The sequence below is a fragment of the Verrucosispora sp. CNZ293 genome (assembly GCF_002754655.1).
In genome coordinates this window covers 1340702-1354256 of the sequence record NZ_PEFR01000001.1, presented here as the reverse complement: position 1 = coordinate 1354256, position 13555 = coordinate 1340702, and the positions used below count along the sequence as shown (strand labels likewise).

Sequence of the window (13555 nt, the reverse complement as noted above, 5' to 3'; positions counted from 1 at the left end):
GAGGATCGATGCGGGAAATCGAGGCAGTCACGATATGCAGCAGCTCTAAGTTCTACGACACAGCCCAACGTGCCGAGGCAGCGTTCCGCGATCTGGGCATGACCGTCTACACGCCGCGCTACGACTTCAACGAGCAGCATGTGCGGGTCGACGAGCGGGACAAGATCCAGCTCACCCGTGATTTCCTCGCGAAGATCGCAAAGTCGGACGCGATCTTCGTGGTGGCGAACGGCGGATATGCCGGCGTCAGCGTCTGCATCGAGGTCGGCTACGCCGCAGGGCAGGGCAAGGCGGTGTGGTTCTCCGAGCGGCCGACGGAATTCGCACTCCGGGCGCTGGTCGACGCGGTGGTCCCGGTCGAGGAGATCGGCGCCGGAGCACGATCGGTGACCACTACCGAGGCAGCGGGCAGGTCGCAGTGATCGTCGCGGTGCCCAGTGCCTCAAGCCGACTGTACGGCCCGGTCGCCGACATCGTCAGCAGCCGCTTCGCCGGCCTGGACGAGGCTCACCCGAGGTCGCTGTGGCACCGCCTGGGCGCGGATTCACTCATCCAATGCCGGGGCTTCGACATACCGGAACTTGTCGCCTCAGGAACCGCCGACGTCGGCATCACCGGCTACGACGTGTGCGTCGAATGGTGTCTCGCGAACGACCAGCCGCTCACTCTCCGCGCGCTGCCGCCAGCCCGGACATCGTTAGTCACCTACTGCACGGTCACCGGTCGAAAGCCGCGCACAATCTACACGGAATACCCGGCCATCACCCGGGCCTGGCTCGGCGCGCGTGCGGACCCACGACCGATGCGAATCGTACGGCTGCACGGGGCCACCGAGGGCGTCATCCGCGCCGACGACAACGGTGCCGGAGTGTTGCTCGTGACGTCGGGTCAAACCCTGGCAGCGAACGGACTCGACGTGGAGGTGCCGCTTCTGGCCACCGACGTGTGCGTCGTGACCCGTACCCCGTCTCCCGCCGGGCAGACGCTGATCGACCTGCCGGCGCTGCCGGTGCTGCCCCTGCCGAGCTTTGCGAGGCAACGGGCGTCCGGTGAGCCGATCAAGCGGCAAACGAGACGGAGGGCGGCGTCGGTGACGCGGGAATCGTCAGGGGGACCATCGCGTGGAGCTTGAGGTGGCTACCGTCGCGTCCGGCTGGCACGACGTGCTTTCGGTCTTCTCCCAAGGCCAGCCGGCGCGGGTCGCGACGCGGCACGGCATCTGTTTCGACATCCCGGGTCTCACCGTCTGGCTACGGAACCCGGCAGACCTGACCCCGCCGCAGGGCTACCTGTACCCGGAACTGATCAAGGACTACCGCGACCGAATCTTCGGCGACCAGCGGGAATCGTCGCTGCTCTACCAGCGGCTGCGGGGTTGGGTCACGGCGGACGGATCGCCGATCGACCAGTTCGAGCAGGCCACCGAGATGCTCCGGCAGGACGAGCACAGCAGGTCGGCAGTCTTCTCGATGTGGCGACCGGAGGAGGATCTGGGCGGTCGCTTCCCGGTGTCACCGGTCGGTGGTGCGCTCCGGATCGTCGGCGACGACCTTGTCCTCTTCCTCACCGCCCGAAGCGTCGACGTCTGGGTCGGGTTCGTGCCCGAGTTGTTGACCTTCGCGCAACTGACCTCGGACGCCGCTCTCGCGCTCGGGCTGCGCGGCAGCAGGGTCTGTTACCACTCGTGGAGCATGCACCTGTACGAGGTGGACTACCTCACCTATCTGGCGGGGACGCGATGACCCGGTCACTCACTCTGCTGGACAGCGGTCTCGTCGACACGCACACCATCGACAAGGTGCTGCAGTCGGTCGTGTTCTTCTCCGACCGCGTCGTACTGCGCGCCTCCTTCGAGATTCCGGCCGCGTACCGGGAGCGGGCCGCCGAGATCAACCGACGGGTCGACGAGCTGCGGGAGGCTGGGCTCCTGGGGCTCTGGGGCCATGAGTACGAGGTCGACGATGGTGGTCGGGTGCGCTTCGGCCAGGGCGCGAAGCGGGGACGCCGCGCTGACCTGGTCATCGCGCAGGGACAGATGCGCGAGAGCCTGACCCGGATGGACGAGGTGATGCGAGCGATCCGGGAAGAGGCATACCGCCGGACCGAGACCGACACACGGACGCTGCGGCAGGGTGCGGCGGAGATCGTCAGCCTGCGCAACCACATGGCCTCCCTCGTCATCTCCTCTGAGCTGCGGCAGGACGGCATGCTGTCCAACCCGGCGGTGAAGGCCCAGCTCACCCGGAGCCTCGGTCAGCCGCAACCGCAACGCTTCGAGGCCGCGGTGGTCCGGGAGGTGCTGGGGCAGCTTCAGATCGGCTCACTCAACCAGCTCAACGTCGATCAGATCGTCGAGTCGCGCTGCTACAACGCCGGCTTCCGGAGCCTGCTGGACGAGTCGTTGCTCGCGCTGTCGCGGGGCCTCGACCCGGTCCTGACACCGGAGGCGACGGCGCGTGAGTTGACCCGTCGCTACCGCGAGACGATCGCGGAATTCGCCCGGCCTCGCGTCGCTGGCCAGGTCGCGCAGGAGGTGGTGTGGGATGTCCTCGGTGCCACTGTGCCGTCGACAGTTGTCTTCAAGTACGGCCTCCGGGCGCTCACCTGGCGAAAGGCAGCCCAGCGCGCCAAGCCTTTCCTGCTGCTGATGCACTTGGAGCGGGCCACCAGGCGGCAGCCTTGAGCTTGCTCACCTAACCGCAGCGTTGGTGTGCCTGGGCGGGTCGAACTGCGTGAAGGCGTCCTCGATGTCGGCGAGCGCGGGGTGTGCCGAGCGTGGCAGGAGGTGGCGGAGTTGCCACATCGCGATCGCTACGTGGTTCCCGGTCGCGGCACCGCCGTCCGGCGTCCCGGCTGCGGCGAACGACCACACGAGCACCAGGGCCAGAGCGTACGCGGTGTCCGGGATGTCGAAGCTGAGGTCTAACCAACCTCGCGCGTATTCGGGAAGGAGGAACGCGCGGCCATCCCGGCGAGCCTCGGCGAGGCTGCCGGCCAGCGTCACCAGACTCTGGTCCGGCACGTTGCCGGCGACTCTCCACGTGATGTTGAACATCGAAGCGAGCGTCGCCGCCGCCCCGATGATCGCCGTGCACTCGCTGCGGTCGAGGTGCCGCCGCCGACGGAGCAGCCTCATGCCGCAGTTCCTGCGGACAGGCGTTGCTCCTGCATGGAAGGACCCTGCCACGATGCCCGCCATCGTTCAAGAACCGCCGGCCCCGCCCGTGTCAGCCGCCGCGCGCCGACGTCGACCCGTTACCCATCCGGCCGCAGCGCGGCGACCCGGGCCAACACCGGCCGAAACGCACCATCTTGATCGTCCGGGCCAATCTCGACGCCTTCGAGCCACACCCACTCGCCGTCGTACCACTCGCTGAGGTCCGGCCGGACCCGGACGATCCGGAGCCGGAGCGGACCGTCCGCGTACCGGTAGTCGGACTCGGCGAGCTGGACCACGTCCCCGGCAGCGACGGACACACACGGGACGACCGGCACCCGGGCAATAGCCGCCGCCCCGGCGTGACCATGCGGGCGGGCCGGCGGCTGCCGTCCGGTCCCAGCGGCCAGCGCCGCCCGCCGCGCCCGCAGGATCAGCCGGTTGCGGATCTGCGCGGGCGACAGATCGAAGACGTTCATCGCCAGTACGTCCGCAGGCAGCGCACGATGATCGAGTCGGCCCAGTCCGCCCGGGGGCAGGTGCCGTCGACGCGGCAGTCCGGGCACTTCCTGGTACGCGGATCCTCGGCGGCGCTCCGCCAGTGCACCTCGAACAGCCGGTGCGCCCTGGCGAGCTGAGCAGGCGTGACGAAGAGGTCGTCGTCCGCGTCCGGCCGGGCGGACCGGGACGGCTCACCGTCGGCTGGCCCTCGGAACCTTCCACGGTTCCGCTCGCCTCGCCGGCCCGGTTCGTAGCGACCCGCACGCTGATTCCGCACCGAAGACGCCACCGGCCGTTCCTCGGGCCGCTCGTAGACGAGCGCACCGTCGCACCGCGAGGTCACCCGCAGCTCCGGTACGACATGCTCGACCGACACCCGCCGGAACCGCCCCGGCACATCCCCGTCCGGCACGGCCTGCCCGGTCAGGTCCAGCGCGACCGGCCCCGGCCGCAAGAACCACTTCCACCGCCTACCCACGCCCCGCCCCTGGCTCGCGCCCTGACAGGTCGACCGTCGCTCTGCTGCCACGGCGGCGGGTCATCGGTCACCGCCTCGGGCGCGGGCCCGCGCGGACTGCCAGTCACGCAGCGCCGCCTTGACGCGGGCGGTCTCCCGGTGACTCTCAGCGAGCGCCTGCTGGACGGTGGCCAACTCACCGGCGACCCGATCGAGGAACGCGTACACGTCGTCGGGGGCCAGGCCGCGACGTCCGAGCCAGACGCGGCGGAACCGGCGCCCGCGCACCTGCCAGGGCAACAGCCCGGAGTACGCAGTGGAGCGGTAGGTCGACATGTCGCCGCCTTTCCACGGTGGGCGGAAGGGGTGGATCGAAACGCGGCGGCCGTCCGGGGGAATCGGCCAGCCGCCGCGCTGTGACCATCCTGGAACGCTCCGCAACGGATTAGCAACGTTCCAGGGCCAAATTTCGCGCTTATGCATTGACTTTCTTTGCCGAAACCGATAAGCGTTGCAGCAGCAGGTGACGCAGTGTTGCGAGCTGGGACCAGGGAGTGTGCGAATGGCCGAAGACATCGGATCGACCGTGCCGCGCCGGCAGCTCGGCCGGCTGCTGCGCCAGTTCCGCAACGAGGCCGGGGTGACGCTGGACGCCGCCGCCGAGGCCCTGGAATACAGCCGGCAGAAGATCTGGCGGCTCGAATGCGGCATGGGCTCCGTCCGGGTGCTCGACGTCAAGGCGATGTGCGAGCTGTACGGGGTGTCCCCGGAGATGACCGAGGCGATGCGCGGCCTGGCCGTCGAGACGAAGTCCAAGGGCTGGTGGCACGCCTACGGCGATGCGGTGCCGAGCTGGTTCGAGCTGTACGTCGGCCTGGAATCCGCCGCTTCGCGGCTGCGCGGCTACGACGAATCGCTGATCCCCGGCATCCTTCAGACCAAGGAGTACGCACACGCGCTGATCCGCCTCGGCCGAATGATGAGTGACGAGGAACGAGAACGGGCCGTTGAGGTACGGCTACAGCGCCAAGCTCTGCTCACCCGTCGGCTTCCCGCCGCACCTCGCCTGGAGTCGATCCTGTCGGAGGCGGTACTCCGGCGCGGCGTCGGTGGTCCGGCGGTCATGGGCGGCCAACTCGACCACCTCATCCGGCTGTCGGGTCTGCCGAACGTGTCGGTCAGGGTGCTTCCGCTGGTAGCAGGCCCGCAGCCCGGTGCCATGGCCGGCACCTTCATGGTTCTCGACTTCCCGCCGACCAAGGGCGGTCGGGCCGCACCGGAGCCGTCGGTCGTCTACAGCGAGTCGTTGACCGGGGCGCTCTACCTCGACAAGCCCGATGAACTCGCGGCATACGAACGTGTCTGGCGGGGACTGGATGCGCTCGCCCTCGGCGAGGCAGAATCGAAGGACATGATCAAAGGGCTGATCGGGGAGATCCGGCATGACTGACCTGACCGGCGCCGTCTGGCGCAAGAGCACCCGCAGCGGCGACAACGGCGGCGCCTGCGTCGAGGTCGCCGACAACCTCCCCGGCCTCGTCGCCGTCCGCGACTCCAAGAACCCGACCGGGCCGGTCCTCGCCTTCTCCCCCACCGCCTGGACCGCCTTCGTCACCATGGCCCGGTCGGCTGCCTGAACGCCGAGCGACCGTCCCACGTCGTCAAATCACACGCTCAGCCGCCCCGGTCAGATCGGTCAATGCTTATCCGCTGATCGACAACCCGGGACAGCTCCGACGACGATGCTCGCCCTGGTGGCGCATCCAGAAGATGATGTCGAAGACGCGAATGTCGGATACGTGGGCCGGAACATCGGCCGTGACCCGCAACTCTCGCAACCTGTAGGTCAAGCGACAGTTGTGGGCTCGGAGCTGTTCGTGCAGCCAAAGCCAGAAGCCACGGCGACCGCGCAACGCACATGCCAACACGCTGTCGTAGACCGGGATGAGCTTCGGACGTTTGCGGGCAAGCAGCTTGCCCGAGATTGCCTTGTTCACGCCTGACTGGCCCGTCAGCAGGTGCCATGCACGGTCCGCCGGCCCGCAATCGCGGACATACAGCCGTGCCCGCTCGTCGGCCAGATCAACCGACACCGGGATCTTGCTTAGCTCGTCGCTGATGCGTTGACCCAGATCCCCTTGCAGGAGGTCGAGCGCGACCGTCGGCGGGACGCGCACCTCCAACAGCTGGACGGCGATCAGGTCCTCAGCGGTCACGACGTCACGGTGCACGGCGATTGAGCCGCTGCCCAGCGACTCGAACTGACTACCGGTGAAGGGTTTCGGACGACTTGCGAAGTAGCGTCGAAGGTCATCAACGGAGCGTTTCTCATCGAGCACAACCATGACGTCGTGCAATGGCAGCCACCCGTCAGGCACTCACGCCTCCCTCGACGGATGGCGGGAGCCGTTGCCCGGGGGCGGGGTGAGGGTGGAGTTGTAATTCTCACCATCGACGAGCGGGGCAGCCAGGCTAACGCCAGCGGCGGCCATCCGGTCGTACTCGGCGAGGACCAGCTCCTTGGTGCGGTAGCTGCCATACTTGGCGATCTCGTTGTGCTTCAGACCACCGTTCTCGGTCTGGAACGTCTCCAGGATGTAGTCCACGTCGGGCCGGTCGATGCCGTAGAGGTGGAAGAAGTATGCATCCATCTCCGCGCGAATCCTGGCTCGACGCTCCTCGTTCCACCGGAACGGAGTGCCGGAATCACCGAGGTCACGCGCGAGCCCAGCCATGTCATGCGCGGTGTAGACGAGTTCCAGGACGCGCGGAGTAAGGAAGGGGGTATGCGGGGCCAGTGCGTCCGGGGGAGGGACGGGAAGCTGCTTCCACGTCATCAGAGCCATGTGAGCCCCGCTGACCTTCTGGCGGCTCACGAAGTCGAAGACGAGCGAGCTTTGAGCGGCGATGAGAGCCGCCGTCAGGATAGGCGACACGCGCGGCAGCATCAGCGGGTACGTATGCCCCACAGCCGTACGTGGCAGGAACGCCGGGATGGCGGTGCGCTCATCGGTCGTCCGGCACACGTCGCGCCAGCCGCAGAGCCAAAGTCGGTCCCAGGCGACCTCCTGCAACCGGAGTATCACGCCGGGGATGTCCACTTCCTTGTTGCTCCGCACAGTGCGGATGAGCCCATCCTCCGCGATCCAGTAGCGGGGGTCGGCCGACGCCGAGGGTTCCTGCTTCTCGGCAAGCGTGAGCCGGCGGCGGTCCTCGTTGCCGGTGCCGTAGTAGGAGTTCCAGCGGTGGTCGAAATGGTGGATCATTTTGCCTTCGTACAGGGGTAGCATTCGCTTGCCGGCGCGGGTGAAGACGTTGCCGTGCAGTTCCCAGCCTTCGTTCTCCAACTGCTCGCGGGACCGGAACAGGTCAGAGTCGTCAGTCATATTGAAGAGATTCTTGAAGGCGATGCCCCAGGGGTTGCCGTCCGGCCGGGTTTCGTTCCAGAGGACCGGGAGGCGGTGGTAGATCGCCGCGGTCAGGTCCGCGTCGCGGCGGGAGCGGAAGATGGGGAGCGTGCCGGTGTTGGGGTTGATAAGGGCGATCTCCTCCGGGCTGAGCGCGAACACCCGCTCGGTATCATCGAGATCGGTCGCATCCAGCAGGAAGAACGCGAACCTTGCCGCCGGCTCCCGCAGGTCGCTGCCAGTCAGCGAGAGCAGACAGAATTTGTAGCTGGCATGCATATCGAATAGCTTTTTACGGTTCTCGAAGTCATACAGCGCGGCCACCGCACCACGCCGGGCGAGATCGCTGAAAAGGTGCTGTGCGCCCGCGCCCGTCGCGATGGTGGTCGGGATGATGCAGCCGACCCGGCCTTCGGCCGCAACGATTGACGCGAACCGCTCGGCGAAAAGCTGATCCGTTTGAAGCGAGTTGACGCCCTTGACCGTGAGGCCCTTGGTGCACAGCGGGTATGCTCCCGAACTGCTCGCGAAGAGGAACGTAGACTTCACCCTGCGGCGGGCGGCGCGGTAGCGTTCGCCGGCCTCCGGGTTATCCTCGGCCCAACGAGCGATGCGGGTGCGTCGGGCGGTGCCGGAGATCTCCGCGATGGAGGGCTCGACGACACTGAAGTATTTCTTGTCCTCGAAGTCGACCTTGTCCCAGGGCGGGTTTGCCAGGACGCAGGAGAATCCGCCGACCCAGCCGGTAGCCGGGTCCAGGCCCGGCGCGTCCTCGTCCTCTGGGACGAGGAAAATGTCAGGGAACTCCAAATGCCAGTGGAAGAAGTTGTACTGCTCGCGGAGCCGATCTATCTCGTCGTGGGTCGCTTGCGGTGCGGCCTCGCCCTTCGGGTCCTGTAGTGCGCGGAAGACGTCATCGGTGATAACGGGTGGGGCGTCCTTGGTTTTGTGCCACACGAACGTCGCGCACCAGGCGTTCGCCACATGCTTAGCGTGGACGTACCCCGCGGTGGTTTGCCAGTCCCGATAGGCGGCGGCTTGGCGGCGGACGTCGATGAGGTTGTCTGCCGGGGCGTCGATGATGCTACGCAGGCTCGACGCGAACTCGACATTGGCTACCGCCGGTTCGGCAGCGAGGGAGAACAGCCCGCCCTGCCCGCTACGCTCCTTGTCGTTCTGGTTCATCAGGAATTTGGCGTACGCCTCGTCATCGCCTTCGACCGGTTTGAACGCCTTGTTGGGGATTCCATTGCGGATCAACGCGGGTGTTGCCCCGAGCAAGCCATCGCCGTGCTTGATGTGCGCGTCGAGGAAACTGAGCGGCTTCCCCGGTTCCAATGCCTCCAGCCACAGAGACACCTTGGCCAGCTCGACGGCCATCGGGTTCAGGTCCACGCCGTAGATGCAGCGGGCAACCACCTCGTGCAGGGCGTGTCGTACAGCGTCGACGGTGGGTTCCGGGTTGCGTTCGCGGACCGCGGCGACCCGCTTGGCGATCCGGCGGGCCGCGGCGACGAGGAAATGCCCAGAGCCGCAGGCGGGGTCGCAGACGGTGAGGGACAGCAGTTCCGTGACGACCGCCTCGACCGGGTCGGGCTCGCCAGCGGCCGAGGCTTTCAGTTCTCCACGCTTCTGCGCGTCGTCGATGACCGGATCGAGGGCGGAGTTGAGCAGGATCTCGATGAGGGAATTCGGCGTGTAGTAGGAGCCGGTCTTCTTGCGGTTGTTGCCGAGGCGCTCCACCAGCTCGAAAGTGCTGTCCACCGTGCTGTGCTTGGGCACCAGCTCCAGCAGCGACTCGTAGATGGAACCAAGTTCCTCCGCGCCCATGTTGCGGTAGTCCACGGGACGCCATCGGCCAGATCCGTCGTCTCGGACCCGGGAGAGGTGCCGTATCGCATCCAGCAGGTCCGCGTTGGCCAGCGAGAGATGACGGAGGGGCGAATCAGCGTCAGTATCGTCGAAGATGCCGCCGAGGCCGGGCAGACCGAGTTCGGGGCGGCCGTGCTCATCGCCGAGCGCGTCGAGGACAATCCGCAGGGCCTGGTAAAGATCCCCGTGTGCGGTGCCGCGACGTCGAAGCGCCTGGTGGCGCAGCCGCGCACTTGAGAAGTACTTCCCATACCGCTCGCGGGTCTGCTCACTTGTTCCGGACGGGTGGAGCGCACCTCGATCCTCGGCAACGAAGAGAAAGATCAAGCGGTAGGCGAGGCGTAGCAAAGCAGCATGGTAGGTGTCCACGTCGAGGTTCCGTCGCAGATCGCCGTTGGCAGGGTGGCGAAGGAATCCGGTGCCGAGCGCGATGATGGCGTTTTTGACCGCGTCGCGGTGATGGTCCAAGGCGCGCACGCCCGATGAGATGGCCTCGGTGCGCCACTTTTCCAGCCAGCAGGTCGACGGGGCTGTGTCCTCCGCGATCTCGAAGCGGGAGACGTGCAGCAGCCGGTACAGCAGCACGAACTCGCTGAACAGCTCGCCGTCGAAGATCGCCTCCAGGTCGAACTCGACGTACGCGGCGGTGGCGAGCGCGCTGGAGTCGCGCAGCAGCCGCAGCTGGCGGCCGTTGGTGAGGACGCCCCACAGGTGGGCCTCGGAGCGGTTCAGCAGCTCCTGCACCAGCGACTGCGGCGGCACGCCACCCCCACCGGCCGGCCGCTTGTCCAACGCAGCGTTCCACGGGGCCAGGTGAATCGGCACGTGGTGCCAGCGGTGACTGATCGCGAACGTCTTGGCACCGTCGTCGGAGGTGATTCCGGTGGCACCCAACGCGGTCAGCCGGCCGAAGCCGAGTTCCGCGAAGAGTGGCTCCAACCACTGGGTGACCGCCAGGCCCGTCGGGTCGGCAGGGGCCTCGGCCTCCGGGGCGACGGGGAGCCGGTCGCGCAGCTCCTTCCAGACCGACTTGAGGTAGTCCCAGTGCCGCTCGGCGTCGTCGCGCACCGACCGGGAGCCGATCACCCGGTAGTCGGCGGGCTTGGAGCCGCCGACGTCCTTGCCCTCTGAGATCCGGACCAGCATGTCGGCGGGGATCAGGCCGCCGATGGTGTGCACGGCGGAGAAGACCTGGTTGCGGGCGGTGGCGGACATCAGGCGTTGCCTCCGGCGGCGGTGGTGGAAGCGGGGAGGTAGACGTAGGCGCCGAGGATGTCGGCGGGCTTCTGCGCGGTGACGGTGAGGCCGCGGACGATCTCGCCGGCGGCGCTGCGTACCCGGCGGTGCGAGGCGAGCAGGTCGGCAGCCAACTCCCCGCCGTACGCCTCGAGGTGGTCGGTGACCTCGGGCAGCCCGTCGAGGATCCGGCTCATGGTGCGCTCGCCGAAGCCGGGATCGGTGTTCTCGTCGGCGGTGGCGTCGAGCAGCTCCAGCGCGTCCTGGGTGGGCAGCCAGGTGGCGTTGGCGGGTGCGCCGGCGAAGGCCAGCAGCCGGGCGTCCTCGGCGACGAGCTGCCGCGTTCCGGTCCGCGACGGCAGGGTGAGGTGGAAACGGTAGCGGACCAGCAACAGCGTGGTGCGACCGGCGACCGCCCTTGTCCGGATGACGCCGCAGCGGCGGGCGGGGCGCGGACCGGAGATCTGGTCGTCCAGCGCGGCGTTGAGGACGTACCCGGCGAGCGCCACCACCGCCGGGTCGGTGCGGACCAGGGCCGCCTCGCCACGGGCGACGGCCGCCGTGGTGTGGAACGGGACCTGGCGGCCCAGGTCGACGTCGCCGCCGAGCACCGGGGCGAGCGCGTCGCGGAGGCCGGCGGGGGTGCCGCTCAGGTCGGCGGTGAAGTCGCCGCCCGGTTCGTCGCGCAGCACGCCGTCGAGTGCGCGCAGTGACTGGCGTACGAAATCGCGGATCTCGGCGGCGCGGCCGAGGGTGTCGCGGATCGCGGCGACCTCGCGGGCCACCTCGTCCGGGCGGATGGTGTGCTGGGCAAACCGGGATCGGGAGGTCTTTTCCTTTTCGGCTGCGGACTGCCACTCGGTTGCCAGGGCGGCGGCCTTCTTGTCGATCGCGCGGTACTCCTCGACGTCGAAGAGGCTGCCCTGTTCCTGTTCCTGGCCGCGTAGGAGCAGCCACTCCACGATCGCGTCGGTGACGCCCTGGGAGGCGGCGTCGGGGACGGAGACGGAGACGCCGAGGTCCTTGCGGATCTGCCGGTGCTTGCGAATCAGCACGTCGAGGACCTTGCCGTCGATGCCGTTGTCGCTGCCCCAGAGGGTGATGACCCGGACCACGTCGCGCTTCTGGCCGTACCGGTCGACCCGGCCCTCCCGCTGGTCGTGGCGGGTGGGGTTCCAGGCGAGGTCGTAGTGGACGACGGCGTCGAAGTGGTGCTGGAGGTTGACGCCCTCGGAGAGGCAGTCGGTGGCGATGAGGACGCGGCGGGCGGCGGGGTCGTCGCCGGCGTCCCTGGCCAGGTCCTCGATGCGCTGGATGCGCTGCTGCGGGGAGAGGGTGCCGGTCACCGCACGCACCACGGTCTTCTTGCCGAGCGCGCCCGCCAGGTGCTCGGCGACGTACTCGGCGGTGGGGATGTAGCGGCAGAAGACGATCGGGTGGTAGCCCTCCTTGAGCAGATCCTTGAGGTGCTTGACGAGCCCGGCCAGCTTCCTGTCCTCTACCGGTCCCTCCAGTTCGGCCGCCCGGTCGGCCAACTCTGCGAGCCGTCGGCCCGCGTCGACCTCCACGCCACCGGCCTCCGCGCCCGGGGCGACGTCCAGCCCCTCCAGTGCGTCGGTGTCGGAGAAATCGTTGGTCAGCGGGGCACCGAGCCGGTCGGCCTCCTCGGCGGAGACGGCCGTCGCGGTCGCCGAGCGGGTACGCAGGGTCTGCGCGGCGGCGCGCGGCGACGACACCAGCGAGCGCAACAGCGCGATCGCCGACCACCAGGCGATCCGGGCCTCGCGCCGGCCCCGGCTGTCCGCGGCGGTCACCCGCTCGCTGGCGTAGGCGATGGCGTCGTTGAGCAGCGCCCGGTAGGCCGGGGAGAGCTTGTAGGTCTCGTCCTTGAACTCCCGGTCGGACGGGAACGCCGTCTCCTCGGCGAGGCTGTTGTCGGCCAGGCCGTCCTCCCTGGTGAGGTACTGCCGCACGTCGGCGCGCTTGCGGTGCACGAAGTGCTGGGCGAGCATCCGCCGGCCGGCCTCCGAGCCGAGGTCGACGGTGGCGAGTTCCGGCCGGACCAGGCCGAGCAGGTTGCGGAAGGCGCTCTCCTTGCCGCTGTGCGGAGTCGCGGTGACCAGCAGCAGGTTTCGTTCGGTGTCGGCGGCGACCCGTTGCAGCAGCTCGAAGCGGAGCTGGTTCTGGGTGTTGGTGGTGTCGTCGGCGGCGACGCAGGTGTGCGCCTCGTCGACGATGACCAGGTCCGGGCAGTGGCGGACGAAGTCGTCGCGGTGCCGGGTCGACTTGATGAAGTCGGTGGAGACGATGACGTGCGGGTGCCGGTCGAACAGCGACTGGCCCAGGTCCAGCCCGCGCTCCAGCTTGGAGACTGTCGAGGCCAGCACCAGCTCGGCGTCGATGCCGAACTTGGTGCGCAGTTCCGCCTGCCACTGCTCGGCCAGCGCCGGCGAGCAGAGCACGGCGAGCTTGCTGGCGCTCCCCTGGGCCAGCAGCTCACTGGCGATCAGGCCGGCCTCTACGGTCTTTCCGATACCGACGTCGTCGGAGATCAGCATCCGCACGGTCCGTTGCCGCAACGCCATCAGCAGCGGCACGAGCTGGTAGGCGCGGGGCTCCACGGCGATCCCGGCGAGCGACCGGAACGGGCCGGCGCCGGAGCGGAAACCGATCCGCAGCGCGGACCGGAGCAGGCTCGCCGCGTACGCGTCACCCAGGTCGGAGGGCGTGGGCGGGGCGAACTCGGCGCTCTTGACCTGCTCGAAGGCAGGGAAGACAGCCGCTATGTCGTCGTCGGCGCCGCCCAGCGGTCGCAGGACCAGCATGTCGGGGGCGCTCTCGGGCAGCACGACCCAGTCGCGGCCCCGGGCCGAGACCAGCGTTCCGGCGCTGAAGGTGGCCATGAAGATGTTCCTCGCGTCGTCG

Annotated in this window: 13 protein-coding genes; 6 read left to right on the top strand and 7 right to left on the bottom strand. The window is 68.3% G+C overall.

The features are described from left to right. The first annotated feature begins 8 nt into the window (after positions 1–8). Genes CLT74_RS30400 through CLT74_RS06185 form a run of 4 tightly spaced genes read left to right on the top strand, consistent with a single transcriptional unit; the run spans position 9 to position 2683 of the window. On the top strand, positions 9–422 hold the full coding sequence (locus tag CLT74_RS30400; RefSeq protein WP_158240218.1) for a hypothetical protein: 414 nt from the start codon (positions 9–11) through the stop codon (positions 420–422). After that, positions 419–1132 (top strand): hypothetical protein, encoded by a 714-nt coding sequence (locus tag CLT74_RS06195; RefSeq protein WP_158240217.1) that lies wholly within the window; start codon positions 419–421, stop codon positions 1130–1132. Before CLT74_RS30400 ends, CLT74_RS06195 begins: the two co-directional genes overlap by 4 nt. 1 nt (position 1133) lies before the next feature. Then, positions 1134–1742 carry a thymidylate synthase gene (locus CLT74_RS06190; RefSeq protein ID WP_158240216.1) on the top strand — a complete coding sequence of 203 codons (609 nt, stop codon included), beginning with the start codon at positions 1134–1136 and terminating at the stop codon, positions 1740–1742. Continuing rightward, positions 1739–2683 carry a hypothetical protein gene (locus tag CLT74_RS06185; RefSeq protein WP_099845688.1) on the top strand — a complete coding sequence of 315 codons (945 nt, stop codon included), beginning with the start codon at positions 1739–1741 and terminating at the stop codon, positions 2681–2683. The genes CLT74_RS06190 and CLT74_RS06185 overlap by 4 nt, the downstream gene beginning before the upstream one ends. Before the next feature lie 6 nt (positions 2684–2689). Here the strand turns inward: CLT74_RS06185 and CLT74_RS06180 are convergent, their stop codons facing one another. The 4 genes from CLT74_RS06180 to CLT74_RS06165 form a co-directional block, all read right to left on the bottom strand. Further along, positions 2690–3136, bottom strand: coding sequence for a hypothetical protein (locus tag CLT74_RS06180; RefSeq protein WP_099845687.1), 447 nt, complete (start codon positions 3134–3136; stop codon positions 2690–2692). A gap of 119 nt (positions 3137–3255) precedes the next feature. Further along, the gene (locus CLT74_RS06175; protein WP_099845686.1) at positions 3256–3636 is read right to left on the bottom strand and encodes a hypothetical protein; all 381 of its coding nucleotides are present in this window, start codon (positions 3634–3636) and stop codon (positions 3256–3258) included. Further along, a complete protein-coding gene (locus CLT74_RS06170; RefSeq protein WP_099845685.1) occupies positions 3633–4136 on the bottom strand; it encodes a hypothetical protein in 504 nt (167 codons plus the stop codon). The genes CLT74_RS06175 and CLT74_RS06170 overlap by 4 nt, the downstream gene beginning before the upstream one ends. A gap of 60 nt (positions 4137–4196) precedes the next feature. Next, complete coding sequence (locus CLT74_RS06165; RefSeq protein ID WP_099845684.1) at positions 4197–4451, bottom strand: DivIVA domain-containing protein; 255 nt, start codon at positions 4449–4451, stop codon at positions 4197–4199. A 226-nt stretch (positions 4452–4677) separates the two neighbouring features. Here CLT74_RS06165 and CLT74_RS06160 point away from each other — a divergent pair, with 226 nt between their 5' ends. After that, positions 4678–5565, top strand: a complete 888-nt coding sequence (locus CLT74_RS06160) for a Scr1 family TA system antitoxin-like transcriptional regulator (protein ID WP_099845683.1) — start codon at positions 4678–4680, stop codon at positions 5563–5565. Then, entirely contained in the window at positions 5558–5752 is a 195-nt protein-coding gene (locus CLT74_RS06155; protein WP_099845682.1) for a DUF397 domain-containing protein, read from the top strand. Before CLT74_RS06160 ends, CLT74_RS06155 begins: the two co-directional genes overlap by 8 nt. Positions 5753–5818: 66 nt before the next feature. Here CLT74_RS06155 and CLT74_RS06150 read toward each other — a convergent pair whose 3' ends face one another. From CLT74_RS06150 to CLT74_RS06140, 3 genes are read right to left on the bottom strand one after another with little or no spacing between them, the layout of a single operon-like run. After that, a complete protein-coding gene (locus CLT74_RS06150; RefSeq protein ID WP_199172125.1) occupies positions 5819–6493 on the bottom strand; it encodes a DUF6308 family protein in 675 nt (224 codons plus the stop codon). Continuing rightward, the gene (locus CLT74_RS06145; RefSeq protein ID WP_099845681.1) at positions 6494–10609 is read right to left on the bottom strand and encodes an Eco57I restriction-modification methylase domain-containing protein; all 4116 of its coding nucleotides are present in this window, start codon (positions 10607–10609) and stop codon (positions 6494–6496) included. It abuts the gene before it with no gap. Then, a complete protein-coding gene (locus CLT74_RS06140) occupies positions 10609–13533 on the bottom strand; it encodes a DEAD/DEAH box helicase (RefSeq protein ID WP_099845680.1) in 2925 nt (974 codons plus the stop codon). The genes CLT74_RS06145 and CLT74_RS06140 overlap by 1 nt, the downstream gene beginning before the upstream one ends. Positions 13534–13555 lie beyond the last annotated feature (22 nt).

Excerpts from the sequence above, each read along its gene's own strand:
- CLT74_RS30400 (WP_158240218.1), top strand. The coding sequence starts at position 9 with ATGCGGGAAATCGAGGCAGTCACGATATGCAGCAGCTCTAAGTTCTAC.
- CLT74_RS06185 (WP_099845688.1), top strand. The coding sequence starts at position 1,739 with ATGACCCGGTCACTCACTCTGCTGGACAGCGGTCTCGTCGACACGCAC.
- CLT74_RS06180 (WP_099845687.1), bottom strand. The coding sequence starts at position 3,136 with ATGAGGCTGCTCCGTCGGCGGCGGCACCTCGACCGCAGCGAGTGCACG.
- CLT74_RS06175 (WP_099845686.1), bottom strand. The coding sequence starts at position 3,636 with ATGAACGTCTTCGATCTGTCGCCCGCGCAGATCCGCAACCGGCTGATC.
- CLT74_RS06165 (WP_099845684.1), bottom strand. The coding sequence starts at position 4,451 with ATGTCGACCTACCGCTCCACTGCGTACTCCGGGCTGTTGCCCTGGCAG.
- CLT74_RS06160 (WP_099845683.1), top strand. The coding sequence starts at position 4,678 with ATGGCCGAAGACATCGGATCGACCGTGCCGCGCCGGCAGCTCGGCCGG.
- CLT74_RS06155 (WP_099845682.1), top strand. The coding sequence starts at position 5,558 with ATGACTGACCTGACCGGCGCCGTCTGGCGCAAGAGCACCCGCAGCGGC.
- CLT74_RS06145 (WP_099845681.1), bottom strand. The coding sequence starts at position 10,609 with ATGTCCGCCACCGCCCGCAACCAGGTCTTCTCCGCCGTGCACACCATC.
- CLT74_RS06140 (WP_099845680.1), bottom strand. The coding sequence starts at position 13,533 with ATGGCCACCTTCAGCGCCGGAACGCTGGTCTCGGCCCGGGGCCGCGAC.